At 44.4% G+C, this 25,121-nt stretch carries 26 protein-coding genes; 10 read left to right on the top strand and 16 right to left on the bottom strand.

Annotated features, from left to right (window positions below; all coding sequences use genetic code 11):
* Positions 1 to 66: 66 nt before the first annotated feature.
* The 3 genes from ybeY to miaB all read right to left on the bottom strand — a co-directional run bounded on the left by ybeY (position 67) and on the right by miaB (position 3,175).
* Positions 67 to 537, bottom strand: a complete 471-nt coding sequence (ybeY, locus tag TW84_RS05460) for an rRNA maturation RNase YbeY (protein WP_045974664.1) — start codon at positions 535 to 537, stop codon at positions 67 to 69.
* Positions 534 to 1,631 carry a PhoH family protein gene (locus TW84_RS05455; protein ID WP_045974663.1) on the bottom strand — a complete coding sequence of 366 codons (1,098 nt, stop codon included), beginning with the start codon at positions 1,629 to 1,631 and terminating at the stop codon, positions 534 to 536. The genes ybeY and TW84_RS05455 overlap by 4 nt, the downstream gene beginning before the upstream one ends.
* Before the next feature lie 119 nt (positions 1,632 to 1,750).
* Positions 1,751 to 3,175, bottom strand: coding sequence for a tRNA (N6-isopentenyl adenosine(37)-C2)-methylthiotransferase MiaB (miaB, locus tag TW84_RS05450; protein WP_045974662.1), 1,425 nt, complete (start codon positions 3,173 to 3,175; stop codon positions 1,751 to 1,753).
* Positions 3,176 to 3,463: 288 nt separating this feature from the next.
* Here miaB and TW84_RS05445 point away from each other — a divergent pair, with 288 nt between their 5' ends.
* Positions 3,464 to 4,618 carry a 2-octaprenyl-3-methyl-6-methoxy-1,4-benzoquinol hydroxylase gene (locus TW84_RS05445; RefSeq protein ID WP_045974661.1) on the top strand — a complete coding sequence of 385 codons (1,155 nt, stop codon included), beginning with the start codon at positions 3,464 to 3,466 and terminating at the stop codon, positions 4,616 to 4,618.
* A 66-nt stretch (positions 4,619 to 4,684) separates the two neighbouring features.
* Here the strand turns inward: TW84_RS05445 and crr are convergent, their stop codons facing one another.
* From crr to cysZ, 5 genes are all read right to left on the bottom strand, one after another.
* Positions 4,685 to 5,194 (bottom strand): PTS glucose transporter subunit IIA, encoded by a 510-nt coding sequence (crr, locus tag TW84_RS05440; protein WP_006957369.1) that lies wholly within the window; start codon positions 5,192 to 5,194, stop codon positions 4,685 to 4,687.
* Between the two features lie 105 nt (positions 5,195 to 5,299).
* Complete coding sequence (ptsI, locus tag TW84_RS05435) at positions 5,300 to 7,024, bottom strand: phosphoenolpyruvate-protein phosphotransferase PtsI (RefSeq protein WP_045974660.1); 1,725 nt, start codon at positions 7,022 to 7,024, stop codon at positions 5,300 to 5,302.
* Between the two features lie 138 nt (positions 7,025 to 7,162).
* A complete protein-coding gene (locus TW84_RS05430) occupies positions 7,163 to 7,420 on the bottom strand; it encodes an HPr family phosphocarrier protein (protein ID WP_006957371.1) in 258 nt (85 codons plus the stop codon).
* 299 nt (positions 7,421 to 7,719) lie between these two features.
* Positions 7,720 to 8,688: a cysteine synthase A gene (gene cysK, locus TW84_RS05425; protein WP_045974659.1), complete on the bottom strand. Its 969-nt coding sequence runs from the start codon at positions 8,686 to 8,688 to the stop codon at positions 7,720 to 7,722.
* Positions 8,689 to 8,881: 193 nt separating this feature from the next.
* A complete protein-coding gene (gene cysZ, locus TW84_RS05420; RefSeq protein WP_045974658.1) occupies positions 8,882 to 9,619 on the bottom strand; it encodes a sulfate transporter CysZ in 738 nt (245 codons plus the stop codon).
* Positions 9,620 to 9,827: 208 nt separating this feature from the next.
* On the opposite strand from cysZ, the gene zipA reads away from it, so the two are divergent.
* The 4 genes from zipA (at position 9,828) to TW84_RS05400 (ending at position 15,387) form a co-directional block, all read left to right on the top strand.
* Positions 9,828 to 10,748 carry a cell division protein ZipA gene (zipA, locus tag TW84_RS05415; protein ID WP_045974657.1) on the top strand — a complete coding sequence of 307 codons (921 nt, stop codon included), beginning with the start codon at positions 9,828 to 9,830 and terminating at the stop codon, positions 10,746 to 10,748.
* Between the two features lie 155 nt (positions 10,749 to 10,903).
* Positions 10,904 to 12,913 carry an NAD-dependent DNA ligase LigA gene (gene ligA / locus TW84_RS05410; RefSeq protein ID WP_045974656.1) on the top strand — a complete coding sequence of 670 codons (2,010 nt, stop codon included), beginning with the start codon at positions 10,904 to 10,906 and terminating at the stop codon, positions 12,911 to 12,913.
* A gap of 494 nt (positions 12,914 to 13,407) precedes the next feature.
* Positions 13,408 to 14,463 (top strand): porin, encoded by a 1,056-nt coding sequence (locus TW84_RS05405; protein WP_045974655.1) that lies wholly within the window; start codon positions 13,408 to 13,410, stop codon positions 14,461 to 14,463.
* A 132-nt stretch (positions 14,464 to 14,595) separates the two neighbouring features.
* Entirely contained in the window at positions 14,596 to 15,387 is a 792-nt protein-coding gene (locus tag TW84_RS05400) for a DUF2057 domain-containing protein (protein ID WP_045974654.1), read from the top strand.
* A 541-nt stretch (positions 15,388 to 15,928) separates the two neighbouring features.
* Here the strand turns inward: TW84_RS05400 and TW84_RS05395 are convergent.
* From TW84_RS05395 to TW84_RS05370, 5 genes are all read right to left on the bottom strand, one after another.
* Complete coding sequence (locus TW84_RS05395) at positions 15,929 to 16,381, bottom strand: NfeD family protein (protein WP_045974653.1); 453 nt, start codon at positions 16,379 to 16,381, stop codon at positions 15,929 to 15,931.
* A gap of 8 nt (positions 16,382 to 16,389) precedes the next feature.
* Positions 16,390 to 17,313, bottom strand: coding sequence for an SPFH domain-containing protein (locus TW84_RS05390; protein WP_045974652.1), 924 nt, complete (start codon positions 17,311 to 17,313; stop codon positions 16,390 to 16,392).
* A gap of 136 nt (positions 17,314 to 17,449) precedes the next feature.
* Positions 17,450 to 18,304 (bottom strand): co-chaperone YbbN, encoded by an 855-nt coding sequence (locus TW84_RS05385; protein WP_045974651.1) that lies wholly within the window; start codon positions 18,302 to 18,304, stop codon positions 17,450 to 17,452.
* Positions 18,305 to 18,605: 301 nt separating this feature from the next.
* A complete protein-coding gene (locus tag TW84_RS05375; RefSeq protein WP_045974649.1) occupies positions 18,606 to 19,433 on the bottom strand; it encodes an SDR family oxidoreductase in 828 nt (275 codons plus the stop codon).
* A 45-nt stretch (positions 19,434 to 19,478) separates the two neighbouring features.
* Positions 19,479 to 20,393, bottom strand: coding sequence for a TIGR01777 family oxidoreductase (locus TW84_RS05370; RefSeq protein WP_045974648.1), 915 nt, complete (start codon positions 20,391 to 20,393; stop codon positions 19,479 to 19,481).
* A gap of 231 nt (positions 20,394 to 20,624) precedes the next feature.
* Between TW84_RS05370 and TW84_RS05365 the strand changes: the two genes are divergently transcribed.
* Genes TW84_RS05365 through yfcE form a run of 5 tightly spaced genes read left to right on the top strand, consistent with a single transcriptional unit; the run spans position 20,625 to position 23,487 of the window.
* Positions 20,625 to 21,359, top strand: coding sequence for a DUF1538 domain-containing protein (locus TW84_RS05365; RefSeq protein ID WP_045974647.1), 735 nt, complete (start codon positions 20,625 to 20,627; stop codon positions 21,357 to 21,359).
* Positions 21,356 to 22,138 carry a DUF1538 domain-containing protein gene (locus TW84_RS05360; RefSeq protein WP_045974646.1) on the top strand — a complete coding sequence of 261 codons (783 nt, stop codon included), beginning with the start codon at positions 21,356 to 21,358 and terminating at the stop codon, positions 22,136 to 22,138. Before TW84_RS05365 ends, TW84_RS05360 begins: the two co-directional genes overlap by 4 nt.
* A gap of 1 nt (position 22,139) precedes the next feature.
* On the top strand, positions 22,140 to 22,490 hold the full coding sequence (locus TW84_RS05355) for a P-II family nitrogen regulator (protein ID WP_045974645.1): 351 nt from the start codon (positions 22,140 to 22,142) through the stop codon (positions 22,488 to 22,490).
* Positions 22,487 to 22,891 carry a CBS domain-containing protein gene (locus tag TW84_RS05350; RefSeq protein WP_045974644.1) on the top strand — a complete coding sequence of 135 codons (405 nt, stop codon included), beginning with the start codon at positions 22,487 to 22,489 and terminating at the stop codon, positions 22,889 to 22,891. The genes TW84_RS05355 and TW84_RS05350 overlap by 4 nt, the downstream gene beginning before the upstream one ends.
* Before the next feature lie 50 nt (positions 22,892 to 22,941).
* Positions 22,942 to 23,487: a phosphodiesterase gene (yfcE, locus tag TW84_RS05345; protein WP_045974643.1), complete on the top strand. Its 546-nt coding sequence runs from the start codon at positions 22,942 to 22,944 to the stop codon at positions 23,485 to 23,487.
* 26 nt (positions 23,488 to 23,513) lie between these two features.
* Here the strand turns inward: yfcE and TW84_RS05340 are convergent, their stop codons facing one another.
* From TW84_RS05340 to TW84_RS05330, 3 genes are read right to left on the bottom strand one after another with little or no spacing between them, the layout of a single operon-like run.
* Entirely contained in the window at positions 23,514 to 23,792 is a 279-nt protein-coding gene (locus TW84_RS05340; protein WP_045974642.1) for an Rdx family protein, read from the bottom strand.
* Positions 23,793 to 23,798: 6 nt separating this feature from the next.
* The gene (locus TW84_RS05335) at positions 23,799 to 24,554 is read right to left on the bottom strand and encodes a sulfite exporter TauE/SafE family protein (protein WP_045974641.1); all 756 of its coding nucleotides are present in this window, start codon (positions 24,552 to 24,554) and stop codon (positions 23,799 to 23,801) included.
* 50 nt (positions 24,555 to 24,604) lie between these two features.
* On the bottom strand, positions 24,605 to 25,120 hold the full coding sequence (locus TW84_RS05330) for a regulatory protein ToxS (protein ID WP_045974640.1): 516 nt from the start codon (positions 25,118 to 25,120) through the stop codon (positions 24,605 to 24,607).
* Position 25,121: the final 1 nt, after the last annotated feature.

Genomic DNA, 25,121 nt, shown 5'->3' with positions numbered 1-25,121 from the left:
TGATAGCTCACATTGAAAGCCGAGAAGAGGTACATAAAGCTTCTGGGCTTTCACAAGCGAGCAGCCTTACGACGACTCTTTTTCCGCTAGGTATGGATCTTGAAAACCCATACTCAGCATAATTTCTGTTTCGAACGACTCCATCTCTTCGGCTTCGTCGTCCTCGATATGATCATAACCTAGCAGATGCAAGCTACCATGTACAACCATATGCGCCCAGTGTGCCATCAAAGGTTTAGATTGCTCTTGTGCTTCTTGCTCAACTACCTGTTTGCAGATGATGAGATCACCGAGCAAATCCAGCTCAATACCCGGAGGTGCTTCAAAAGGAAAAGACAACACATTGGTTGGTTTGTCTTTGCCGCGATAGTCATGGTTAAGCTGATGGCTTTCCTGTTCATCGACAATACGAACGGTGATTTCGGCTTGAGGCTGAAATTTTGTTACTGCAGAGTTTAACCAGAGATAGACATCTTCAAAGCTTGGTAAGCCTTTCTCATCTTCGACTGCTACTTGAAGATCTAGTTCGATGCTCATGACGGTTTCGTCTCCGAAGTCACACCAGGTTGAGCCGCTGGTGCATCCTGAAATTTTGCTTCGCGTTCTTCACGACGTCGTTTTTCGTACTCTTTGCGCTCTTTTTGATCTTGCGCTTCCCACTTCTCATAGGCATTGACGATGCGAGCAACCACTGGGTGTCGAACGACGTCGTCAGATTGGAAGAAGTTGAAACTGATTTCATCTACTTCATTGAGAACTTCAATGGCATGGCGAAGACCTGACTTTGCTCCCCGCGGTAAATCAATTTGAGTAACATCACCAGTGATGACTGCGCGGGAGTTGAAGCCGATTCGAGTCAGGAACATTTTCATTTGTTCAACGGTTGTATTCTGACTTTCATCCAAGATGATGAACGCATCGTTTAATGTACGGCCCCGCATATAAGCCAGTGGAGCCACTTCAATAACATTACGTTCAATCAGTTTCTCTACTTTCTCGAAGCCCAACATTTCGAAAAGAGCGTCGTAAAGTGGACGAAGATAAGGGTCGACTTTTTGGCTCAGGTCACCTGGTAGGAAACCTAACTTCTCGCCGGCTTCAACCGCAGGGCGAGTGAGGAGAATACGGCGAATTTCTTGGCGTTCAAGGGCATCAACAGCGGCTGCAACGGCGAGGTAAGTTTTACCTGTACCGGCAGGACCAATACCGAAAGAGATGTCATGGGTAACCATGTTCATTAAGTATTGACCTTGGTTTGGCGTACGCGGTTTGATGACGCCTTTCTTGGTCTTAATGAACACTTCTTTGCCGTGCTCGAAGCTTGCTTCTAGATCTTGCTCAAGTACACCCGTCTCTTTTATCGCAAGGTGGATTTCGTCTGGTTCAACATCAGGAATGTTGCCGCGAACAGGTGCCGTGTTGACGTAAAGTGTTTTAATGATTTCAAGCGCTGCAGCACTGGTATGTGGCTTACCTACGATGGTAAAGAAGTTGCCTCGGTAGCTAATTTCGACACCCAAACGGCGTTCTAAGTGTTTGATGTTGTCATCGAAAGGACCGCACAGACTTGCAAGGCGGCGGTTATCAGAAGGTTCTAGATCGATCTCTAGAGTCACAATTTTATTGCTCAAAGTTGCCTCTCGTTGTTTGTCACTCTAAAAAAGCCCGATTTAGACCGGGCTTTTAGTGACTTTATATACCTTTCTCTAAGATGGTATCAGAGTCAGGTAAATTCAAGCTAATTTCGAACTTAAGGTGTAAAGGTTGCTACACCTAGCTCATCTTCGCGTTTTGTTTTCGCCATCATCTGAGTTGGTGAGATTACCGTGCGCAGATCCATGTCTTTCTCTGTACGCACAATTTCACCACGCAATGAGTTAGCGAAGACATCCGTAATTTTCACATCTACAAATTGACCGATAAGCTCAGCATTACCTTCGAAGTTAACAACGCGGTTGTTCTCAGTCCGTGCGCGAAGTTCCATCAGATTCTTTTTCGAAGGACCTTCAACCAATACGCGTTGTTCTGTACCCAGCATTAGGCGAGAGAAGCGCATCGCTTGCGCATTCACTGTTTGCTGAAGTTCGTACAGGCGCTCTTTCTTGGTCTGCTCTGACAGGTCACATGGATAATCTGCAGCGGGTGTCCCCGGACGTGGCGAGAAGATAAAGCTGAAGCTCATGTCGAAATCGACATCTTTGATCAGCTTCATTGTGGCTTGGTGGTCCATATCAGATTCACCTGGGAAGCCAACAATAAAGTCAGAGCTGATTTGAATATCAGGACGCGCTTTGCGCAGTTTACGGATAATTGACTTGTATTCGATACCTGTGTGCGGGCGCTTCATCATAGTTAGAATACGGTCGCTGCCACTTTGCACTGGTAGGTGCAAGAAGCTTACTAGCTCTGGCGTGTCTTCGTAAACGGCAATAATGTCATCGGTGAATTCCAGCGGGTGACTGGTGGTGAAACGAATTCGGTCGATACCATCAATTGAAGCGACAAGACGAAGCAATTCTGCGAAGCTGCAGATATCACCTTCGTGTGTTGGACCTCGGTAAGCATTAACGTTTTGCCCTAGCAGGTTCACTTCACGTACGCCTTGATCCGCTAGCTGAGCAATTTCGAATAGAACATCATCCATTGGGCGGCTAACTTCTTCACCACGGGTGTACGGTACAACACAGTAGGTACAGTACTTCGAACAACCTTCCATAATAGAAACAAATGCGGTAGCGCCTTCTGCACGTGGCTCTGGCAGGCGGTCAAACTTCTCAATCTCTGGGAAAGAGATGTCCATCACTGGCGCGTCATTACTCTGCGACTGTTTGATCATTTCAGGCAGGCGGTGCAATGTCTGAGGGCCAAAGATGACGTCAACGAACGGCGCACGCTCGCGAATGTGGTCACCTTCCTGAGTCGCTACACAGCCGCCCACACCAATAACAACGCCTTCTTTTTTATCTTTAAGGGTTTTCCAACGACCTAGCTGGTGGAATACCTTTTCTTGTGCTTTTTCACGGATAGAACAGGTATTCAATAGTAGTACGTCTGCTTCCTCTGGTTCTTCTGTTAGCTCATAGCCGTTTGCAGCATTCAGTAGATCGGCCATTTTCGATGAATCGTATTCGTTCATCTGACAGCCCCAGGTTTTAATTAGCAGTTTTTTACTCATGTTGTTCGCTCGATCGTTAGTTTAAATTAAGGGAGCAAATCGCCCAGTATATAACAGTGCCAGCCGCTTTTATTCTTTGCAATTGGCGATACTTTAGCCGCTATGGTGGCGGTAAGCGGCGTATTGTACTGCTTTAAAAACCCACTGACTAGTGTTGTCACCTTTTCAGTTAAAACCTTTGCAATGCAAGGGCTTTGCCCTTATATGTGTTGAGGTTTTTGGTTACATTTCGGCGATGAAAAAGTACAATGAAAAACAGCGATATAATCAACAAATAAAGTGCAAAATATGACCAAATATGATGTTGCCGTTATCGGTGGCGGTATGGTTGGTGCGGCGATTGCGATCGGTTTCGCCAAGCAAGGCAGAGCCGTTGTTGTCGTTGAAGGTAAAGCACCTCAGCCGTTTTCAGCAGATCAGCCGATGGATATTCGCGTCTCGGCGATCTCACAGCATTCTGTCTCGATATTGGAAGAACTGGGTGCTTGGCAGGCAATATCACAGATGCGAGTGTGTCCTTACCGTCGACTGGAAACTTGGGAACGCCCAGAATGCAGAACCCGTTTCCATGCTGATGCACTGAATATGGAGCGACTTGGCTATATTGTTGAAAACCGCCTGATTCAGTTGGGACTGTGGAAGGAAATTGAACGTTACCCTAACATCACGCTTCGTTGCCCAGAGCGATTCGATCACATTGAGTTTGGTCAACCTTGCACGGTTAGCTTGATTTCTGGCCAATCTATTCAGGCTGACTTGGTTGTTGGGGCTGACGGAGCTAATTCTAAGGTCAGAGATCTCGCTGGGATTGGTGTGACAGCATGGGACTATCGCCAACACTGTATGCTGATTAATGTTGAAACTGAACAGCCCCAACAAGACATTACCTGGCAGCAATTTACGCCATCAGGGCCGCGTTCATTTCTTCCGTTATGCGGAAATCAGGGCTCATTGGTCTGGTATGATTCTCCTCAGCGCATCAAACAGCTGTGTTCTATGACCAATGAGCAGCTAAGGCAAGAGGTTCTGAGTCATTTTCCTGCCGAACTAGGCGATATTAAAGTACTCCAAGCGGGCTCATTCCCTCTAACCAGACGACACGCACAGTCCTATTCAGCGCTTGGTTGTGTGCTTGCTGGTGATTCCGCGCATACAATAAACCCGCTGGCTGGACAGGGGGTAAATATTGGCTTTAAAGATGTTGCAGCGTTACTTGACGTGACGGAAGGAAAGGCACATTTTTCGCAGGAAGTGCTCAAGCTCTACGAACGTAAACGTCGCCCTGATAACCTGCTTATGCAATCGGGAATGGACTTTTTCTACAAGAGTTTTAGTAACGATCTGGCTCCACTTAAATTTGTCCGCAACGCCGCACTAAAAGTGGCTGACAATGCTGGGCCGTTAAAAAGTCAGGTGTTGAAATACGCATTGGGGCTAAAATAATCTGAAAGAAAGGAGATAAAAAACGCAGCTGAGTCGCTGCGTTTTTTGTAGTTGGCTAAGTAAAAATTACTTAGTTACGCGTAGGACTGGTGTTTCACCCACAGATACTGAACCAGATAGCTTGTTCAGCTCTTTAATTTCGTCCATGTTAGAGATAACGACAGGCGTTAGAGTTGATTTTGCTTTCTCTTCTAGAAGCGCTAGATCGAACTCGATGATAGTGTCGCCAGCTTTAACTGTTTGACCTTCTTCTGCAATACGCTTGAAGCCTTCGCCTTTTAGTTCAACAGTGTCGATACCGAAGTGAACGAATAGCTCTACGCCGTCGTCAGACTCGATTGAGAATGCGTGGTTAGTTTCAAAGATCTTACCGATTGTACCGTTTACAGGAGCTACCATCTTGCTGCCAGCAGGTTTGATAGCAATACCGTCACCAACGATTTTCTCAGCGAAAACGACATCTGGCACATCTTCGATGTTTACGATTTCACCAGACAGAGGCGCGATGATTTCAATTGCACCTGCGTCAGCACTGTCGTCAGATACTAGCTTCTTAAGTTTGTCAAACAGACCCATTGTGTCATGCTCCTAACGTTTTATTCAATTCTGTCGAATTATAGTATACCAATCTCACACGATAGACGACTGTTTTTAGCCGTCTATCTTAATGGTATCAGTCAATTATTGAGTTTTCTCTGCGATGAATTTTTCTACAGCGGATTCAATTTCTGCTGCTGTTGGTAGAGAAAGCGCTTCTTCTGCCATTGCTTTGACTTCTGCAAAGTTCGAGTTACGAATCACTTTCTTCACTTTTGGAATAGAGATACCGCTCATAGAGAACTCGTCTAGCCCCATACCCAGAAGCAGAAGTGTTGCTCTCTCATCACCAGCAAGCTCACCACACATACCAGTCCATTTACCTTCAGCGTGAGAAGCGTCTATCACTTGCTTGATCACTGTAAGTACAGCTGGAGATAGTGGGTTGTATAGGTGTGAGATCATCTCGTTACCACGGTCTACTGCTAGCGTGTACTGAGTAAGATCGTTGGTACCGATCGAGAAGAATTCGACTTCTTTTGCTAGGTGGTGTGCGATAGCAGCTGCTGCAGGAGTCTCAACCATTACACCAATTTCGATGTTTTCGTCGAATGCATGGCCTTCAGCGCGAAGTTCTGCTTTGTACTCTTCGATTGCTTTCTTCAGTTCACGGATCTCTTCAACCGAGATGATCATTGGGAACATGATGCGTAGCTTACCGTGTGCAGATGCACGCAGGATGCCGCGTAGCTGGTCACGTAGGATTTCACGACGATCTAAGCTGATACGTACTGCGCGCCAGCCTAAGAACGGGTTCATCTCTTGAGGAAGATCCATGTAAGGAAGGTCTTTATCGCCACCGATATCCATAGTACGGATGATTACTGACTCACCGTTCATTGCTTCAGCAACTTCTTTGTACGCTTGGTACTGCTCTTCTTCAGTAGGAAGCGCATCACGGTCCATGAATAGGAATTCAGTACGGTACAGACCCACACCTTCGCCACCGTTACGGATGATGCCGTCACAGTCTTTAACAGTACCGATGTTACCGCAAACTTCTACGCGGTGACCGTCTAGAGTCTCTGCGTGGAGATCTTTCAGTTTAGCAAGTTCTTCTTTCTCAGCGATGAAAGCGGCTTTAACAGCTTTTGCTTCTTCTAGCTCAGCATCAGAAGGGTTGATAACGATCTTGTTGTTCATCGCATCTAGAATCAGCATGTCGCCGTTCTTAACTTGTTTAGTGATGTCGTTCGTACCAACGATGGCAGGAAGCTCAAGTGAGCGAGCCATGATTGAGGTGTGAGAAGTACGACCACCAATGTCACAAGCAAAACCAAGAACGTAGTCTAGGTTGATTTGCGCTGTCTCTGACGGTGTTAGGTCGTAAGCAACCAGAATGACTTCTTCGTTGATATCGCTAAGTGAAACGATATTGATGCCAAGAGCATTTTTAACAAAACGGGTGCCGATATCACGGATATCAGTTGCACGTTCTTTTAGGTATTCGTCGTCTAGGGATTCAAGAGCGGTCGCTTGTTCTTCGATAACAGTATGAATGGCGTTATCGGCGTGCATCTTGTCGTTTTTGATCAGTGCTAGGATCTCTTCTTCTAGCTCTTCATCTTCAAGAAGCATGATATGACCTTCAAAGATCGCTTCTTTTTCTTCACCGAAGGTTTCAAGGGCTTTCTGCTTGATAGTTTCAAGCTGAGCTGCTGATTTGTTACGTGCGTCAAAAAAGCGAGCTACTTCTGCTTCTATTTGAGCATCGGTAATTGAGTGAGTGTTTAGGACAATTTCATCTTCTTGAAGGAGTAGTGCTTTACCAATAGCAATACCTGGAGATGCTAGGATGCCTGAAATCATAGCCTTACCTTAAATTGGTCAACTTTAAAACGGGAGAAAATATGAATTCGCTACCGATAATGTGTAGCTTATATCTGGGCCTATTTCCAACAAAGCCATTTTGCTTTCACAAAATGGCTTTAGAAATAGCAGACCGGATTAGTGTAGTTGATCCATTAGAGCAACTAGGTGGTCAACAGCTTGTTGAGCTTGAGGGCCCTCAGCTGAGATAGTAACTTGCGTACCTTTTACTAGGCCTAGAGTTTGAAGTTTGAACAGGCTTTTCGCGCTAGCGCTTTTACCGTTAGAAGTCACAGTGATGTCTGCATCAAAGCCTTTTGCCTCTTTAACAAACTGTGCAGCTGGACGAGTGTGAAGACCATTTTCTGCAGTGATTTCTACTTGCTTCTCGTACATGTTATATACCCCAATTGATTTATATTTTGATCGTTTCTAAATCAGATTCAGCTTAACCCCGAACGTCGCTTTGTGCCAAATACACAATATTCATTTAGTGTCATAGTTGATACTGATTGCAAATTTTCCAGTCATGATTCCAATCTGTGCTGGATCTCATCACTGGGATAAATTCTCATTTAGCTTTTATTTTGAAGCTAAAAATAAAACTGCCCCGATATTACCAAAGGTGAGGCAGGGATCAACAAAAAAGCCCCATAAAGGGGCTTTTTCAGACGAAAAATTGATTTGACAACGGATTACTGTTGGTTCTCTTTCTCTGTAAAGATGCCTGAAAACAGTGCAGTACTTAAGTAACGTTCACCTGAGCTAGGAAGTACAGTTACGATTGTTTTTCCTTCAAATTCAGGTAGTTCTGCCAACCTGTTCGCGGCAACAACCGCTGCGCCAGAAGAGATGCCAGCCAGAATGCCTTCCTCTTCCATAAGCCTGCGTGCCATTTCGATAGCGTCCTCAGAAGTAACTGACTCAACACGGTCGAGAAGCTCTAAATCTAGGTTGCCGGGGATGAAACCAGCGCCGATACCTTGAATTTTATGCGGTGCAGGTTGGATTTCTTCGCCTGCAAGTGCCTGAGCAATAACAGGCGATTCTGCTGGTTCAACCGCAACAGATACAATGTTCTTGCCTTTCTCACCCTTAAGGTATCGAGTTGTCCCTGTGATAGTACCACCAGTGCCTACACCAGCAACGAATACGTCAACTTCGCCATCAGTCGCTTCCCAGATTTCGGGACCTGTGGTTTTTTCGTGAATCTGTGGATTCGCTGGGTTGTTGAACTGTTGTAGCAGCAAGTATTTTTCGGGGTTGGCTGCTACAATTTCTTCTGCTTTAGCAATCGCTCCCTTCATACCTTTTGCCGCTTCGGTTAGCTCGAGGTTTGCACCTAGGGCTTTAAGCAGTTTACGGCGCTCAAGGCTCATGGATTCGGGCATGGTCAGAGTCAGTTTGTAACCACGAGCGGCTGCTACGAAAGCTAAAGCGATACCGGTATTGCCACTGGTAGGTTCTACAAGCTCAATCCCTGGTTTTAGAGTGCCTGTTTTTTCTGCTTCCCAGATCATATTGGCACCAATACGGCATTTCACGCTGAAGCTGGGGTTACGAGCCTCAATTTTCGCCAGCACTTTACCTTTGCTGACTTTGTTTAGACGTACTAGTGGCGTATTACCGATAGTAAGAGAGTTATCTTCGTAGATTTTACTCATGTCGTGATCCTTCATCTGTTAAAAGCTTATCAACCGTGTATCAGGTTAAGAAGCCAGTACTTCTTGTGCCCAATATAGAGTGCGTGGTTAGAAGAGTAGGCTAGCTGAAAATTCTAGAGAAGGATTAAAAAGTTATAACTTATTAGAATGAGATGAAGTGCATGTTATTTAACTAACATGCACTAATTGTTGACTAGCGTTTGAACTCGGATACCCAAATTGCTGTCGCACCGCACACAGCAACTGGCATGATAATCAGATTTAAAATCGGAACCGTTGTAAATATGGCGACTAAAGCCCCAAAACTATAGGCTTTCCCTTGTTTTTGTTTCAAATTGTTACGCATTTCGTTAAAAGGAACCTTATGGTTGTCAAAAGGGTAGTCACAATATTGGATGGCCAACATCCAAGCCGTAAATCCAAACCACAGAACGGGACCGAGTGTCTGTCCCAAGGCGGGAATCAGCAACAAAATAAACAGGCCAATGGCTTTTGGTAAAACGTAAAGTAGCTTTCGCCATTCTCGGGCGAGAATTCTGGGAGTATCCCTCACAACCGCAAACATTCCATCCTCATTGACCTTTTTCCCAGTTAGGTGTTCTTCTACCTTTTCAGCCAATAAACCGTTAAAGGGGGCGGCGACAAAATTTGCTAATGTGCTGAAGAAATAGGAGAAAGTCGCTAAAATTGTCAATACTATTAGTGGCCACAAAATATAGCTTAGCCAAGAAAGAAACCCAGGAAGTTGTCCCATTAACTGCTCTATCCATACGTCTAAGTGCGAAAACAGATAAAATAGTGCCCCTCCTACAAGCAAAATATTTGCGAGTAAGGGCAGCAGAACAAATTGACGGATACCTGGTGTGACCGCAAGTTCAAGGCCATAAAAGAAGTAACCGAAACCGGAACGTTGATGTATTTTTGAATTCATAAGCCCTGACTTTTGGTGGTGTGAAATCGAACGCTTTTTATCTTAACAAGAAAAAAGCGTGTTCAAAATCACAACATTGCATGAACTTCTCACATTAAGTTGTTCTAAAACGGGTGAGAGTTTTGGTAGAGTTAGTTATAGAAAGGTTTAACCAGATTCGATAAGTTGGCTTAAGGTCTACATGTATCGAGTAATTTGAGAGCGAAAAATGCAGGAATTGCGATTTGTACTCATAATCGTCGGGGCTTTAGCGATAGCTGCGCTACTGTTCCACGGTTTATGGACAAGCAAAAAAGAAGGAAAAGCCAAGTTTGGCAGTAAGCCTCTTCGTAAATTGGATGCTGACAAAGAGGATGCTCCTGATACGGTGCCAGAGCGTGCATTTGCACCCGAAGATGATTTTGAAATCATTCGTAAAGAGCGCAAAGAGCCTGATTTCGCTGAAGAGAAGCTGGCCGCTGATCCGTTGATTGATGGTTATGTTGACGCCGACGTTAAGACAGTGAGCCAACTTGATTTGCCTTCTGAATCGGCTGAAAAAAAGGTCAACGAAGAGCCTGAACTGGACGTGCCATCTATCTCAACCAAAGTGTTGGATGATATTGAAGCGAATGTGGAGTCAGTTGTGGCCTCAGAGCCACAAAATACGGACTCTTTATCAGTCGTCAATGATACGCATGAGCCTGAAGTCGCTTCGGCTGAGCCAGAAATGCAAGTTATCGTGCTCAATGTGCATTGCGCGGGGACTGAGCCATTTGTTGGAACAAAGCTATTTGATAGCATGGAACAGAACGGTTTACTTTACGGTGAAATGGATATTTTCCATCGTCATTCCGACTTGTCTGGGACAGGTAAGGTGCTGTTTAGCGTCGCTAATATGATGCAACCTGGTACACTTGAACATACCGATCCTGCGGCGTTTACAACCAAAGGTATCTCATTCTTTATGACACTCCCATGTTACGGTGACCCTGAACAGAATTTTAAGTTGATGCTAAAAACAGCTCAGCAGATAGCCGATGATTTAGGCGCCAATGTACTCGATGATGCTCGCAATTTAATGACGCCAAACCGTCTGGATGCATACCGAGCGCAGATTCAGAGTTTCAAAACAGCAGAGTCTGCTTAAGCTACTCTAAATTCAATCAAGGCTCCGAATCCGGAGCCTTTCTTTTGGAACATGGCATAGTTGCTAACCTGACAAAGCCTGTTCATACTCCTGCAAATTATATCCCGACATCAATACGATATCGGTCGTTAAAACGATTAAGTACAGAGTTATTTATGTCACAAGAGATTCAAGAAAAGCTCAATCAGTTGCGTGAGACCCTCCATTACCACGGTGTTAAGTATTACGTTGAAGACAACCCTGAGATCCCTGATGCTGAATATGATCGATTAATGCGTGAGCTATTAGCGCTCGAAACCGACAACCCTGAGCTGGTCACTTTGGATTCTCCAAGTCAGCGTGTAGGTGGACAGCCGCTTGATGGGTTCCAATCTGTAACTCATGAGATCCCGATGTTGTCACTGGACAATGCATTCGACGATGGCGAGCTAGAAAGCTTCCACAAGCGTATGTCTGATCGCATACCTTCTGCCGATTTCAACGTTTTCTGCTGCGAGCCTAAACTGGATGGTCTGGCTGTAAGTTTACTGTATGAGAATGGTATTTTGGTTCAGGCGGCGACTCGAGGTGATGGCGCTACGGGAGAAAATATTACTGAGAATGTCCGCACCATCAAATCCATTCCGCTCAAATTGAGTGGTCAGGGTTGGCCGCAACGTATCGAGGTACGTGGTGAAGTCTTTATGCCCAAAGAAGGCTTCGAAAAATTGAATCAGCAAGCCCAGAAAAAGGGCGAGAAAGTCTTTGTGAATCCACGTAACGCAGCAGCAGGCAGTTTACGTCAATTGGATTCGCGTATTACAGCCACACGTCCTCTTAGTTTCTATGCATACAGCGTTGGTGTTGTTGAAGGAACTGCATTGTCTGAAAGCCATTATGAGCGCTTTCTGCAACTGAAAGGCTGGGGGCTACCAATGTGCCCTGAAACTCGTCGAGTTGCTAATTTGACCGAAGTAAAAGCTTATTATCAAGATATTTTAGAGCGCCGAGAAGCCTTACCCTATGAAATCGATGGGGTTGTGATTAAAGTCGACGATATTGGATTACAAGAACAGTTAGGCTTTGTTGCTAGAGCCCCACGATGGGCGATTGCTTACAAGTTTCCTGCGCAAGAAGAGGTCACCTTGCTTAATGATGTTGAGTTCCAAGTCGGAAGGACTGGAGCGATTACACCTGTAGCCAAACTGGAGCCTGTGTTTGTCGGCGGTGTGACGGTCAGCAATGCAACATTGCACAATGCAGATGAGATTGAGCGCCTTGGTGTGAAAGTAGGTGATAGCGTAATCATTCGCCGTGCAGGAGATGTGATTCCACAAATAGTGTCTGTGATTGAAGAACGTCGACCAGATAATGCTCGCGATATCGTGTTTCCAAAACAGTGCCCTGTATGCTGTTCAGAGGTGGAACGTATTGAAGGTGAAGCGGTTGCGCGATGTTCTGGTGGCTTAGTTTGTCAGGCGCAACGTAAAGAGGCATTGAGACATTTTGTATCTCGTAAAGCTCTTGATGTTGATGGGCTTGGAGAAAAGGTCATTGAACAGCTAGTGGATCGAGAGATGGTTGAAACGCCAGCAGATTTATTCAGTTTATCCGCTGGCGTGATAACTGTCCTTGATCGTATGGGGCCGAAATCAGCGCAAAATGTTGTTGATGCATTAAACAAAGCTAAGCAGACGACATTACCTCGATTCCTCTATTCCCTTGGCATTCGAGAAGTTGGTGAAGCTACAGCGGCCAATTTAGCTCAGCATTTTAAAACTCTAGATGCAGTTCAAACTGCCAATCTTGAACAACTCATTGAAGTCTCTGATATTGGCGATATCGTTGCCAATCATATCATCGCTTTCTTTGCTCAAGATAAAAACCAACAAGTTATCCAAAGTCTTCTCGACCAAGGGATAGTATGGCCTGAGATTGAAGAGCCGAGCGGAGACATTCCCCAACCGCTAGCAGGAAAAATAGTGGTTCTTACTGGGTCTTTGTCACAACTGTCTAGAAATGAAGCCAAAGCCGCATTGCAGGGGCTAGGCGCTAAAGTGACAGGCAGTGTGAGCAAGAAAACAGACATTTTATTTGCTGGTGAAAATGCAGGTTCTAAACTTGCTAAAGCTCAAGAATTAGGTATCGAAATCCAAACTGAACAGGATCTAGTTAATCTAATCTAAAGCCAGTTCAATTAGAAAAAACCACCCATACGGGTGGTTTTTTTTTGTGGTAAAAATACTGATGATTTTAACGATTACCGAGGCCAATATTAATGCAGTGATCAAGATCTTATAACTGATAAACTTCTCTTTTTCACTATTTTTATGCGAGTCACTTCAAACTATTCCTACTTGGCATTTGTTTTTAAATTGTTGATTTTTATTTATTTTATTTTATTTGATGTGCTTGATAATAACGGAGTTAGATCTTGATCACTGTGTTTATAAAAGTTTGTAGCTGGTCATATTTTTTTATTTGAAAATTAAGTTCTGATTGATGTTTTTTATCGCGAAGTTAGTCTTAAGTCCATGGATACACCGAGTGTATGCAAATTAGAAAGGGAAGAATGAGTGATCACTCTTTTACTTTCATCATAGGAAATGATTCTCCCTTCGGCGGCCAACTTGAGGTGAGAACAACAAAAACAGCTATATTCATTTTTAGGAGTTCTTCCATGGAAAAAATGTTCAAACGCACTCTTCTTGGTGCAGCAGTGGCGATGGTCTCTACAGGTGCTTTAGCAGCTGAATCATCTCAGGTTGGTATTATCTCTGACTTCAATGTACAAGCTTACGGTGTGGCAGCAATCTCAATCGTAAATTATGACTCTGAAGAGACGAAAGCTGGTGTGACTACTGATACTGGCACGGGGTATGACTACGAGAATGAATCACGCATTGGTTTTCGCGCTAGTAAAGATATGTACGAGAATTTAAATGTTTTCATGCAGATAGAGTCTGGCTACGTTGGGGAAAATGGCGATGGTGCATCATTAGGTAACCGTGATACTTTCCTTGGCCTACAAGGTGACTGGGGTAAGGTACGCTTTGGTCGTATGCTTACGCCCATGTATGAAGTTATTGACTGGCCTTACGCAAACCCTGGCCTAGGTGCTGTTTGGGATTGGGGCGGTGATGTGTCATACAATCGTGACCGTCATGGCGATATGGCACGCTACGATTCAGTTGATTACAACGGTTTTACTTTCAATCTGGCGACGGGGCGCGGTGAGGCAAGCGTAAAAAATAATTATTTCTACGGTGCAGCGGCGCACTATCGTCTGAATGATAGCCTAACTTTCCATGCAGCACTTGAAACTGAAACGGATCGTCAGACTGATGCAAATGCAGGTACTAAAGCTGATACTTTCGGCTATTTAGTTGGTTTTGAAGCGTCTCTTCCTGCTGGCTTTGGTTTATCTGCAGCATATAAAGCCGGTGAATCTGATGTACAAGGTGGTTCAAAATCTGAGCAGGATTCATATTCTGTTATCGGCCAGTATTGGACCGGACCATGGGGCTTTAAGCTAGGTTATGCAGCCAATATGGATTCAGAAACAGCAGGAGTAAAAATCAACAACGAAGACAGTGTTGTTTCCGGTCAGTTAATGTATGTTCACAATGGTTTTGTACCTTACGTGCGTGTTGCACAGCGCGATATATTATCAGCTGATGGTGCAACAAATACGGAAACATTCGTGGTTCGTGTTGGTCTAGAATACGGTTTCTAAGAGTATCAACATTCATTCTTAGTAAGATACGCTGGTCATTATTGGCCAGCTTTTATTGTATTGAGAGGTAGAGCCTGAAGATAAAGGGTAATTCGAATAGTATATAACGGAGTCATATCCAGGGTGGTTTATATGAAGAAAATTATTTTAGCGTCACTTCCTTTATTGATGGTAGGTTGTACTACATTAGATTCAACTAGCGACTTTACAGATGCAGTAAAGCGAGTCGAGTCAAAACAGAACTATCAAATTATTGTTGGTAAATCACTCAAGCCAGATTCACTTGAAGTGAACGGAAGTCAGTTGGTGAAGTCATCATTAGAGCTTAACTATGTGGTTCCATTACAGAAAAAAAATGTGCCAGACTCATTTATTAAAATGGAATTGCAGTACTTTAAAAACTATAGCGAATTTAAATCAGTCACGGTTGAAGGCATCAATAGAAAGGAGGCTTTAAAACCTTACGCTGCATCGGCAGAAACCTGTAGTGACGTGTGTACCCAAACTCAGTTCGTCAAGTTCCCAGTGTCTAGCCAGTTTCTCGAGCAGCAGCCGTATCAAGACCTTGTATTTAATGTCGCTGCTTCAAATGCGAATAACATGACCTTCTCAATTCCTGCTGGCTACATTGAAGCGGTTGTGAATAGTGCAAATTATAATGTTGGTAGAGCTTCAGTGGCTGTTCCCGTTACAATGGAGACTGATGGTAATTCTTCAAAAGCGATAGAGATGACACAATATTGGTTTGAGCAAACGCCTAAAGAACAACGTGATGAGCTATTGAGCTGGGCTGTTGAAAATCGTAACTCAAGCAAAGTTATCCTCACAACAAACTCCAAACAACAAGAAATGTTTGGTTATTGGTATGGAAAAGCAACAAAAGAAGAAAGAAAAACAGTCATTAAACAACTGCTAGAATTATAAAAAAAGAAGGAGCTGAAAGGCTCCTTTTTTCATCTCATTACCGTACCATCGCTATTTTTGCATATAACGATTGGCATACGTTCAACTACCCCTGGACTTAATTCACATTTCACTATTGGACCCGAAGTAGTGCTTCCTACGGGTGATTGTGCTACTACCGAAAAACTAAAAGTAAGACTGCATGCTAACGCAATTAAATACTTCATATTAAACACCTCGCTAAAAATCATTAAAGAGATATTTATCAGTATGTCGCTTAACGATGAAAGATCAAAAAAAGTTTTGTTATTTAAAATTCGCTTTAATAAATAACTGTTACTTTTTACTTAAGGCAAATTAATAACTAAATGATATATTTGAAATGTTATTTTATGGGCAATGAGTAGATTGAGTTCGATTCAAGTTATTTTCCGATTTAACTCGTTACTTAATTCAAGACGATAATGCATTAAGTGATTTAAAACTATAGCTTTTTACTGCAAAGAAAGTGTTGCTAGATAAGAAAAAGCTCTTTGCTGAGACAAAGAGCTTGAGATAGAGATTATTTTTTTTCTTGTATGGTGAGAATAATACCGTCCACTTGAGTGATTTCTGCGAGTGCACCAGCGGGTATCGTATGTTCGGTTTGCGCTGACCAAGTGGTGTCTCCCACTTTTATGCGATGTTTTCCAGGCGCCAGATCTTCCTCAATCAGTACAGTCTGACCAATAAGTTGCTTCTGTTTCTGGTTTAAATCTCGATTTAAATCGTCAGAGACGTCTTTCTTAAATTGTCTCCTCCACCATAACCAAGTGGTCATCAAAGAAAAGACGCTAAAAGCAATCCACTGCAGTTGCCAACTCATCGGAAGCATAGTGAGTAACAAACCGATGATTAGCGCCGACAAACCTAGCCATAGAAAATAGCCAGCAGTACCAAGCAACTCCACAGCCAGCAAAGCCAGCCCGAACGCTAACCAGTGCCAATAATTGAGAGAATCGAGTAATTCGAACAAGAGGGCCTCTATTTATTTTGGTCGGATTGATGCTTGAACATTTCTGCGATACCAGCCACTGAACCCATCAGGCCCGATGCTTCAAGCGGTAGCATGATAATTTTGCCATTTTCGGCTTGGCCAATCGCACGCAATGCGTCGGTATACCCTTGGGCAATAAAATAGTTAACCGCCTGCATGTCACCTTGAGCAATCGCTTCTGAAACCATAGTCGTCGCTCGAGCTTCTGCTTCAGCAGCACGTTCACGCGCTTCTGCCTGAAGTATAGCGGCTTGTTTATCACCTTCAGCTTTGAGGATCTCTGACTGCTTGTGGCCTTCGGCACGTAGTATTTCAGCTTGTCGAACCCCTTCAGCTTCTAAGACTTCAGCACGTTTGTTTCGCTCTGCCTTCATTTGGGCGTTCATTGCGGCAGTAAGATCGGCTGGTGGTTGAACATCCTTAATTTCAATCCGTGTGACTTTTACGCCCCAAGGGTTAGTCGCTTCATCAACAATGGACAGCAGTTTGCTGTTGATCATATCACGTTGACTCAGCATCTCATCAAGTTCCATTGAGCCTAAAACGGTACGAATGTTAGTAAGAGTTAGGTTACGAATGGCGTGTTCTAGATCATTGACTTCGTACGCAGCTTTTGCAGCATCCACTACTTGAACAAAACAGACGGCATCAATAGTGACGTTAGCATTATCTTTAGAAATGACTTCCTGAGCGGGGATGTCTAACACGCGCTCCATCATATTGATTTTATGACCTATACCGTCAATAAAAGGAATGATGATGTTCAGTCCCGGCTTTAGAGTGAGGGTGTAGCGACCAAAACGCTCTACAGTCCAGTGGTTACCCTGAGGTACAGTTTTGACACTGGCAATAATAAATGCAATAGCGACAATGAGAAAAATGCCGATGGTAATGAGAGAGTCGATAGCCATATCTGAGTCCTTGAAAAAATTAATATGTCGATTGTTGCTCAATTTATGTGCCAGTACAATGACATAAATGAGAACTTGTACCAAATTCGTATAAAATTAAAGCCGGACATGCCGGCTTTGAAGGTTTTTAGGAAGTCTAATAGAGTACAGAGTAGAGTTGTCGACGGTACTTTCCGGCAATTGGATTTCCTTGTCCTAGTGCTGCTAGAATATCCATAAAGTGCTTTTTCATTTCGCCATCCAGAGCATTCAAATCACTGCTTAAGAACGTCCATAGTATTTCTAATGCCTCTTCATCCCGGTTGACCTGATGGTAACTCAGGGCGAGTTCGGCGGCTGTTTGAGCGTCTTCAGGCCTATCGCTTAGCGCCTGTTCAAGAGATTGGATTTCAGGGCTGTTTGCTGCTTGGGCGTGCAGCTCCATCTTTGCCACTAAGCCTTTGTAGTAGTTGTCCTGATATTCCATAGGAATGGTATCGAGTAAGGCTTCGGCTTGGTCATAGCTTTGATTCTCTAACAAGCAGTCTGCTAAAGCGAGCTTTACATCACCTTTCTGCTTGATTTCATCAGGTAGTGCTTGTAGCAGTGTTAAAGCCTGAGAATGCTGACCAGATTGAATGAGTTCTAGAGCTTGTTTCAGATTCAGATCATCTTGGCTTGGAAGGTGGTTGGCTAGCATCGCCTGAATCGCGGTGAGATCCTGAGGACCCCCTAAGCCATCGACAGGTTGACCATTAACAAACAGCGCAATGGTGGGCAGGGCCTGGACACCAAATTGGCTTGCAATCATTTGCTCTTGCTCGCAGTTTAAGAGCGCGAGTGTAAAAGCCCCGTTGTATTGCTGCGCGAGATTTTGCAGATCCGGAATAACTTGTGTACTTTCTTGGCTCATTGGTGCCCAAAAGTGAATCAGGACCGGTGTTTGCATTGAGCCTTCGAGTACTTGACGGAAGTTTTGCTCGTTCAATTCCACAATAAAAGGAGATTGCATTTGGTGATTCCTTGCAAAGAGTTGGATACAACCAACATATGGGCAGCGGCTGCCAATATCAAGGGAATAGCCGATACAAAAACACCGCCCTCCATAGCGGTGTTAATGATGCCTAATGCAAGCGAAGGTGTTTATAAAACGATAAACAGCGTTAGCGCAACACCTACACTTAGCCAGTTTAGCTGGTTCAATGTCATGTTTTTACCGAATGTAACGCTTATATGAGGTCATGAAGTGAACAACTTCAATGGCTAAATTAGCGTCTTATTATGACGAAAAAATGACACTCGGTGATTTATTTTTAAGCAGCCTTTTGTAGAATGCGATCTAGTAGCCGGCTAGGGAGTAATCGCTTTAGTACTGCAAATACTTTGGTTGGCGTAGTCACACGATAGCGAACTTTGGGGGTATCTGACTCTAGAGCATGCAACAAAGGAGCAATACATGACTCTGCTGGTAAAACAAATGAATTGTTTGATGACTCTTTTTCTAGTCTTTCCAACTGCTCTTTATAATGCTGGTGATGCACGCTTGAGTTTATATCAATCCATTTCAGAAAGGCACGCAATGCATTCTGTCTGAACTGGGTCTCAATAGGGCCTGGTTCGATCAAGCTGATTTGTATACCACTCCCAAACAACTCCAAACGTAAAGTGTCCGTCCAGCCCTCCAGAGCAAATTTAGAGGCATTGTATGCTCCTCGATACTTCATGGCGGCAAAGCCTAACACTGAGCTATTCTGGATAATCCGCCCTTTTCCATTTTGGCGCATACTAGGCAAAACCTCTTGAACGAGTTGATGCCAACCAAAAAAATTGGTTTCGAACTGTTCTCTTAAGGCTTGAGTAGGGAGATCTTCCAAGGCTCCTGGTTGACCGTAAGCCCCATTGTTAAACAGGGCATCAAGTTTCTCGTTCGTCAGTGACAATGCCTGCTTAACCCCATTAGAAATACTATCGCTGTCGGAAAGATCAAGCTGAATGCATGTCAGGCCTTCACTGCGTAAACGTTTTACGTCGGCAAAGTGCCGACACGATGCGATGACCTGATAACCTTTTTGATGAAGTGCATGCGCACAGACGTAGCCGATCCCTGTGGAACAACCTGTGATAAGAATAGAGTAAGACATGAATTCCTTTCTTCTAGCGAGGCAGATATCAACTAGAATAAAAGATTACTCGCGATGTTGTAACAGATTTTTTAGTGCAGGCTCTAAGCGGGAGTAACTAAAACGAAATCCTAGTTCAGTGAGTTTTTTGGGCTTTGCTCGCAGACTATCGAACAAAAGAATCGAGCTTTCGCCCATTGCCAGACGAAGCGCCCATTTTGGGGTCGACAAAAGATGCGGGCGTTTGAGTGACCTCGCCAATGTTTGGCTAAATTGCTCGTTAGTCACGGGGTGAGGCGCGCATAAATTGAATTCCCCGTGCGCATGCTCCGTTTCGAGCAAGTAGACGATACCTCTGACCATATCTAACATATGTATCCATGGCATGTATTGTTGACCATTACCGATTGGTCCACCTAAGCCTAGCTTATAAGGCAGCAACATTTTATTCAGTGCACCGCCATCTTGACCGAGAACCACCCCAGTCCTGAGTATACAGACTCGCGTCGATTCCGAACGAGCGCGATTCGCGATCTGTTCCCATTTTGCACAAACATGATGAGGGAAACCTTGGTGGTGAACATGCAGACCTTCATCGAAGGGGTGATCTTGTTGGTCACCATAATAGCCGACAGCGGACCCACTGATAAAAACTGCTGGTGGAGAGGTGCTAGCGTGAATCAAATCAACGATTTTTTCGGTGATATTCCAACGGCTTTTACAGATATTTTTTTTCTGTTTCTCGTTCCAGCGCTTGTCCGCGATAGGTTCACCAGCTAGGTTGACTACGGCATCAAATTCATTGAGATCATGGTACTGCTCTAGCTCAGATACGTATGTAATGTTGCCTAAATCAGCGTGATTGACGATCGCTTTCGCTTTTTCAGGGGAACGGGTGAGTAAAACCACTTCATACGTTGTGAAGTGTTTCAGCAATTCTCTGCCAATAAAACCTGTGCCACCAGTGAGTAGTACTTTCATTCCGCTCTCCTTTGCTCCTCTATTAATATCAGATCACTCAGAATCTAATTTGGCTAATTCTAGTAATTATAGCGAGTTAGCCACCGTTCGGATCACTGATTATGTAAAACTAGTGACCATCACAAAATTAACATTTCGTTACTTTTGTCGGTCGTCCCGCTATATGAGTCACACCAAATGGTCATTCTATTTGCCATCATAAACAAGTACTTCACTAACTAAGAGGTGTGTATGCAGGCAATTGCTGCGCTGCTCACAGCGTTTTTAGGCAGCTTACGAGATTTGCTGCCGATAGTTGCTGTAATTGCTTTTTTCCAATTGGTGGTACTGCAAGACCCTTTGCCTAACATGCTCTCTATATTGTTTGGATTGATGCTTGTCGTGATGGGGCTGACCTTCTTTATCTTCGGTTTAGAGATGGGGCTTTTTCCAATCGGTGAGTCCATGGCTCAGGCATTTGCTCGCAAGGGGAGCGTATTTTGGCTAATGATCTTCGCCTTCTGTTTGGGTTTTGGAACGACGGTTGCTGAGCCTGCTTTAACTGCAGTCGCGGATGAGGCCGCAGAAGTAGCAGCAGAAGGGGGCATGATTGCCTCAGAGGAGGTTGCCATGGATGACTACGCTAATGGCTTGCGTTATACGGTAGCTCTCTCTGTTGGTATTGCCATTATGCTTGGCGTACTTCGAATTCTAAAAGGATGGTCAATCCAATACATGATCATCGGTGGGTACATTGGGGTTGTCGTGCTGACGATGTTTGCACCAGACGCCATTATTGGTGTGGCATACGACTCTGGCGGTGTGACCACATCAACCATCACGGTCCCTTTGGTGACAGCTCTCGGCGTTGGGCTTGCATCGGCCATTAAAGGTCGTAACCCGATGATAGATGGTTTCGGATTAATCGCCTTTGCTTCTTTGTTGCCTATGATGTTTGTGATGGTTTATGGAATGGTGGTGGCATGATTGAATGGTCGCACTTTGTTGACACTTTCCTTGGCACTATTAGCGATGTCATCCCTATCGCATCGATTATTTTCGGCTTTCAGTTTGCAGTATTACGCCGCCCAGTAACGAATCTACCCAAAGTATTGCTTGGGTTTGGGTACGTCATTCTTGGTCTATCTCTTTTCCTGATTGGTCTAGAGCTTGCGCTATTCCCTCTGGGGGAAACGATGGCAACTCAGTTGACGGCGCCAGCTTTTTTAGAAGAATTTAGAACTAGCGTATCGGGGGCCATTGGTTGGCAGGACTATTACTGGGTATATTTATTCGCCTTCTGTATCGGCTTTAGTACAACAATCGCTGAACCCTCTTTGATTGCCGTTGCCATTAAGGCCAACCAAGTGTCGGGTGGCTCAATCAGTGTCAACGGTTTGCGGATAGCCGTCGCATTAGGAGTGGCAATTGGTATCTCATTGGGGAGTTATAGGATCGTTGTTGGTGACCCTATCCATTACTATATTATCGCGGGCTATATTATTGTTGTTATCCAAACGTTTTATGCCCCCAAGTTAATTGTTCCGCTAGCTTACGATTCCGGAGGTGTTACGACATCTACCGTCACCGTACCTTTGGTCGCAGCTTTAGGCTTGGGGCTTGCGTCTACTGTTCCTGGAAGAAACCCTATGATCGACGGCTTTGGTCTGATTGCCTTTGCCAGTTTGTTTCCAATGATTTCTGTTATGGGTTATGCCCAGATCACTCGCTGGCTCAACAGAGAGGCAGCGCAGGAGGATAGTTAAAATGCGCTTTAAATTGATACTGGCTTTTGTGGAAGACAGTCAAACTGAAAAAGTAGTGGATGCAGCACGAAATGCTGGTGCAACAGGTGCGACGGTAATTAATCACGCTAGGGGAGAAGGGTTAAATAAAAAGCGAACCTTTTTTGGATTGACCTTGGAAACTCAAAAAGATGTCGTGTTGTTTGTGGTCGAAGAGCACCTGTCTCGTCATATACTCGAAACGATCAGCGAGGTAGGGGAATTTGATCAGGAGTCTGGACAAGGTATTGCTGTGCAGATTGATATCGAAGATGCGGTTGGTGTAGCTCACCAAGTAGAGAAGTTAACAAAGGTCGTAGAGGATGAATTATGAGTGGTCAGGGAAAAATCCGAGTACGTGATGTGATGGTCAGTTCTTATGTCATGATTGATGGGCTCACGACCGTTAGGGAGGGCATTCAGTTAGCACGTAGTCATGAAGTGAAAGCCTTGGTCGTGAATAAGCGCAATGAAGACGATGAGTACGGTTTAGTGTTGATGAATGACATCGCGAAAAAAGTATTGGCGAAGAATCGTTCGCCTGATCGGATCAATATTTATGAGATCATGACCAAACCTGCTCTCTCGGTAGATCCTGATATGAATGTGAAATATTGTGCGCGTTTGTTTGAACGTTTTGGTATTAGTCGAGCGCCCGTCATTGAAAGTGGACGTATTATTGGAATGGTAAGCTACAACAATATTGTGATCAATGGCATGGCGAGAGATGACTAAACGTTGCTGAGTCCGTAAAATAGCCTCAATGTTATTGAGGATATAATGTCATGAAATTGTTTTTTGCCTCAGACTTGCACGGCAGTTTGCCGGCGACAGAGAAAATGCTTGCTCAGTTTGACCGTTCTGGCACCGATACTCTGGTGTTACTGGGCGATATTTTGAACCATGGGCCTCGCAACTCTGTTCCTGAAGGTTACAACCCGCCAGTAGTCGCGCAACGACTCAATCAATACGCCGACAAGATTATTGCGGTAAGAGGTAATTGTGACAGTGAAGTGGATCAGATGCTGCTCTCATTTCCTATGATGATGGATTACGCTTGGGTATTAGTTGCGAATGGGCACCGCTTGTTTGTCACTCACGGTCACCTTTACAACAAGGATAAGCGTCCCCCGTTAAAGCACGGAGACGTTATTGCCCATGGTCATACTCATGTTCCAGAAGCGCAGTGGCAGGGAGAACAAATCATCTTTAATCCTGGTTCGGTAACGTTTCCGCGAAATGGTTTTGAACCTAGTTTCGGTGTCTATGAAGAAGGGGGTCTAAAAGTGGTGACCTTCGATAATCAGGTGTTAGCCTCGATTCGACTATAAAAAATGCCCGCTAATACGGGCATTTTTTACTTAGTATCAGAATGGCCAAGGTCCCTTTCTGGATCTATGATGTCTCGGACTTTCTGTTTCAGTACTTTCGCTTCTGGGAAGCCACCATCACGCTTTCTTTCCCAAATAAGAAGACCATTGCAATAAATCTCAAAACGACCACCTGTATCGGGATGCAAGGAGACGATTTCGATCTCTTCACTGAAAGTATGCAGCAGCTCCTGAGATAGCCATGCAGATCGCAACATCCAATTGCATTGGCGACAGTAATAAATATCGATTTTTGCTTTGTCCATATACACTCACAGTAATAACTTGATGCCGACCGCAAAGGTCAGTAATTCAAAACAAACCTTAATAACCTGATTACTATAACGAGTGCTCAGGTAAGCGCCTAGTCCTCCGCCAAGGAAGGAACCAAGCAATAAGATAGGTAGCCATGGCCAGTAAATTGGGGCGCCTGCTTGTGCCACCGCAGCACCGCCAATGCCGTTCCAAAATAGCCCGACGCAAATCATTGTTAACGCGACAGCCTGCTTATAGCTATAACCAAACCAGCGAACTAAGAAGATAGTCACTAATAGCCCAGAGCCCGCCGTGAGGGAGCCATTAATTATCCCAATTAGAATCAGGCCCAGCCCGCCGAATGTCCAACCTAGCGTATGACGGTTTGTTGGAAGTTCTTTTTGACCCAATTGTTTTTTTAGTCGAGAGTAGACACCTATCGCTAAAATCATCATACCTAACAGTGTTTCGGCGAGTTGATCTGGAATCTTCAATACGATATTGGCGCCAATGATGACCCCTATACTACCGATAGCAATAAGATAGAGAGCGACTTTGAAAGGTATCGTTTTTTGCTTGATGTGAGTAAAGGCTGCACCTAGACCGAGAGCAACGCTAGCGATTTTATGAGTTGCTAGGGCAACGGAAAATGGTAGGCCAAAGAAAATAAGCAAGGGGAATTGTAAGAGTCCGGCGCCACCACCCGACAGAGAAGCAAGCGTGTTTGAGAAAAACGAGCCAATCAGCAGCCCTAGTGAGGAAATCCAATCCATGATTAGCAAAAGTAAAGTAGGGGAACATCATGCCCCCCTTTGATTCAAAACTAGTTAGAGAAAAGTACGGTAGAACCGTGGCTTAAACTCGTCAGAAGCAGTGTTTTTTCATTCACAATGTCAATGCGACGACTTTGCTGAGCGTCCATCTTAAAGATCTGCGTAATCAGTTTAAGCTGATCAGCCGTGAAGTCTTTGCTTTGTGCTGAAGAAACATCTTTGAACTCGCTAGGTGAAACCAGCAAGTAGTTGTCGCTAATATCCCATTCGCCTATTTCAGATATGCTGATGATGTTCTCATTTTTCGCATTGTTAGCGTACAAACGAACCGTAGCAACTCGAATGTAGCTACCGTTAGGTAAGTATTTTACATTGGAAGTGACTTCCACTTTGCGAAGCGGGCCAACAGACTCTTCTTGCAGGCTATCGGTGATCACAGTTACCATTTTTGACTGCCATTCTTTCGCGGTCAGTACTTGCTCCACTTTTAGATCGCTACCCCAGTAAAGCCAACTGCTGAACAGCGCTGACAGAACAAGTAATCCAGCTACGATTTTTTGGTTCATG

The sequence above is a fragment of the Vibrio neptunius genome (genome assembly GCF_000967495.1).
Classification (GTDB): domain Bacteria; phylum Pseudomonadota; class Gammaproteobacteria; order Enterobacterales; family Vibrionaceae; genus Vibrio; species Vibrio neptunius.
This window is presented reverse-complemented; position numbering and strand designations above follow the sequence as displayed.